This is a genomic window from uncultured Jatrophihabitans sp., from assembly GCF_964246335.1.
Classification (GTDB): domain Bacteria; phylum Actinomycetota; class Actinomycetes; order Mycobacteriales; family Jatrophihabitantaceae; genus Jatrophihabitans.
The window spans coordinates 1-2,143 of record NZ_CAXTQF010000130.1; the positions used below are offsets into that span (position 1 = coordinate 1).

A 2,143-nucleotide genomic window follows, 5' to 3' on the forward strand; every position below is an offset into this window, starting at 1 on the left:
GTGACGTCGTCGAGGATGACCTTGTCGCCGTGCGCCTTGCGCACCTTCTGCATGGTGTAGATGAACTGAGGCACCTCACAAGTGTTCCAGCCCGGCCGGCGACGGTCGCCGACCGCCCTGCGCGCTCATCGCCCTGCGCGCCGACGGCCCGCACCGGCGGCGGAGCGCGAGAACCCGTCCGGCAGGTCCGGCAAGCGGCCCGTGACCGGCAACACTCGCCATGGTTGCCAGCTAAACCACATGTCTGGCCGGCGGCCCGCAGGGCCCGGAATCCGGAGGGTCCACGCGGCGACCAACCGCACGCCCCGGCGCTGCCGTGTCGCGTTGCTGTGGTGTTTCACTGCGTTTTCGACGACGCAGTTTGGTTGCGCCAGCTCGCTGTGGCACCGTCTTCGGCGACCGCGCGCAGCCACGATGCACGCGCTGCACCGGCAGGGACGGTGCGACTCGCCCGAGCAGGACAGGCGCCGAAAAAATCGGCCGGGGCGCAGGGGTCATCCCAGATCTCCGAGGCACTACACGCACGGCGCCACGAGCGTGGCACCGGCCATGCGGCCGTGCCGTCACGCCGAACCGGCCGGCGCGTGTTCGGGGACCGACCGGAACTGGCAGCGCGTACCGGTGCTGTCGAGAAGGGTTCACATGCATTCGAGCTCCACCCCCGAGCTGACGACCGAACAGGTTGAGCAGCCGGCAAAGTCCCGTCGTAGCCGCGCAGCGGCCGCGACGCTCGCCACCACCGTCGGTGCGGCGGCCGTCGTCACCGGCGCCCTCGCGGCGCCGGCCGATGCCGCGGCGCACCACAACGTGTGGGACAAGGTTGCCGGCTGCGAGAGCGGCCACCGCTGGCACGTCCACACCGGCAACGGCTACTACGGCGGCCTGCAGTTCGACTCCAGCACGTGGCGCCGGCACGGCGGCCACAAGTACGCGCACCAGGCGAGCGGAGCTTCGCGCACCGAGCAGATCGAGGTTGCGCGTCGTGTGCTGCATTCGCAGGGACGCAACGCGTGGCCTGTGTGCGGTCCGCGCGCAGGGCTGACCAAGACGAGCGGTCACGCCACCGGGAAGAAGCTGCCGAACAAGGCCGGCGAGCCGGCGTCGTCGTCGACGAGCCACCACAGCAGCAAGCGTGCGAAGCCGCACACGCACAAGGCCAAGCACCGCGCCCACCACTCCGCGCACAGCTACACCGTGCGCAAGGGCGACACGCTGGCCGAGATCGCCCGCAAGCACCACGTGCACGGCGGCTGGCACGCGCTGTACCGCGCCAACAAGGCGCACCTGTCCAGCCCGAACCACCTGCGGGTCGGACAGCACCTCACCCTGCCGTAAACAGCAACGGCAGTTCGTCGATCGGCCCTGGACCGCACGTGCGGCCCGGGGCCGATCGTCGTCAGCCCACTGTGGCGAGGGCGTTGTCATCCGCCGGCTCGCTCGGCGCGGCGCCAGCCTCGTCGGACACCTCGGCACCCCGCTCGAGGTGCAGCCAGTGGTCGCTGTCGTCGACCGGGATGCCCTGCTCGTCGCGGGTGATCTCGACCGCTGGCGTCGCCGGGCGGAACTTGCGCTCGAACCGCGAGACCCCGCGCGCGAGGTCGTGGCCGACCGCCGTCGCCTCCAGCTCGTAACTGGTGCGCACCTGCTCGTTGACGGTGTACTCGCGCATGTAATAGCGCCCCGTCACGATGACCGGCTGGCCTTTGTGCAGCGACTCGTGCACGTTCTCCGCCATGCCGCGCCAGGTGCTGACATTGACGTAGAGCGTCTGGTTGTCGACGTAACGCTGGTGCTCGCGGTCGAAGCGCCGCGAGGTGGTCGCGACGCGGAAGTTGCTCACGACGTGACCGTTCTGCGTCTTGCGGGTGCGCGGTTCGTCGACGATGTTGCCGATGACGGTGAGGTTGGTGTCGTTCATCTGCGTGCTCCGCTTCATGTGTCCGGTTGTCCGGTGCGCCCTCCGTGGGCGGTATCCGAAGCCAAGCGCGGATGTCCGGCACGACGAGCCGACAATCGCGCGACTGTGGACGAGGCGGCGGCCTGTGGACGCAGTCCAGGCTGCCGTCGGCGCCCCGTGCTAGAAGCCGCGCAAACCCGGCGCGGCAGGCTGTCGGCCGGGTAACCTGCCCACGTCTCGCCCTCG

General features: G+C 70.0%; 3 protein-coding genes. 1 reads left to right on the forward strand and 2 read right to left on the reverse strand.

Annotated elements, in window-relative coordinates; genetic code table 11:
- The coding region (locus tag ACFFCN_RS18675; RefSeq protein ID WP_375494124.1) for a hypothetical protein at positions 1 to 74 on the reverse strand (74 nt) is incomplete at its 3' end.
- Positions 75 to 642: 568 nt separating this feature from the next.
- Here ACFFCN_RS18675 and ACFFCN_RS18680 point away from each other — a divergent pair.
- Positions 643 to 1,335 carry a transglycosylase family protein gene (locus ACFFCN_RS18680; RefSeq protein WP_375494120.1) on the forward strand — a complete coding sequence of 231 codons (693 nt, stop codon included), beginning with the start codon at positions 643 to 645 and terminating at the stop codon, positions 1,333 to 1,335.
- 61 nt (positions 1,336 to 1,396) lie between these two features.
- Here ACFFCN_RS18680 and ssb read toward each other — a convergent pair whose 3' ends face one another.
- Positions 1,397 to 1,936 (reverse strand): single-stranded DNA-binding protein, encoded by a 540-nt coding sequence (gene ssb, locus ACFFCN_RS18685; RefSeq protein WP_375494122.1) that lies wholly within the window; start codon positions 1,934 to 1,936, stop codon positions 1,397 to 1,399.
- Positions 1,937 to 2,143: the final 207 nt, after the last annotated feature.

What these genes read in the sequence shown, in the direction of transcription:
- ACFFCN_RS18680 (WP_375494120.1), top strand. Translation starts at nt 643, where the DNA reads ATGCATTCGAGCTCCACCCCCGAGCTGACGACCGAACAGGTTGAGCAG.
- ssb (WP_375494122.1), bottom strand. Translation starts at nt 1,936, where the DNA reads ATGAAGCGGAGCACGCAGATGAACGACACCAACCTCACCGTCATCGGC.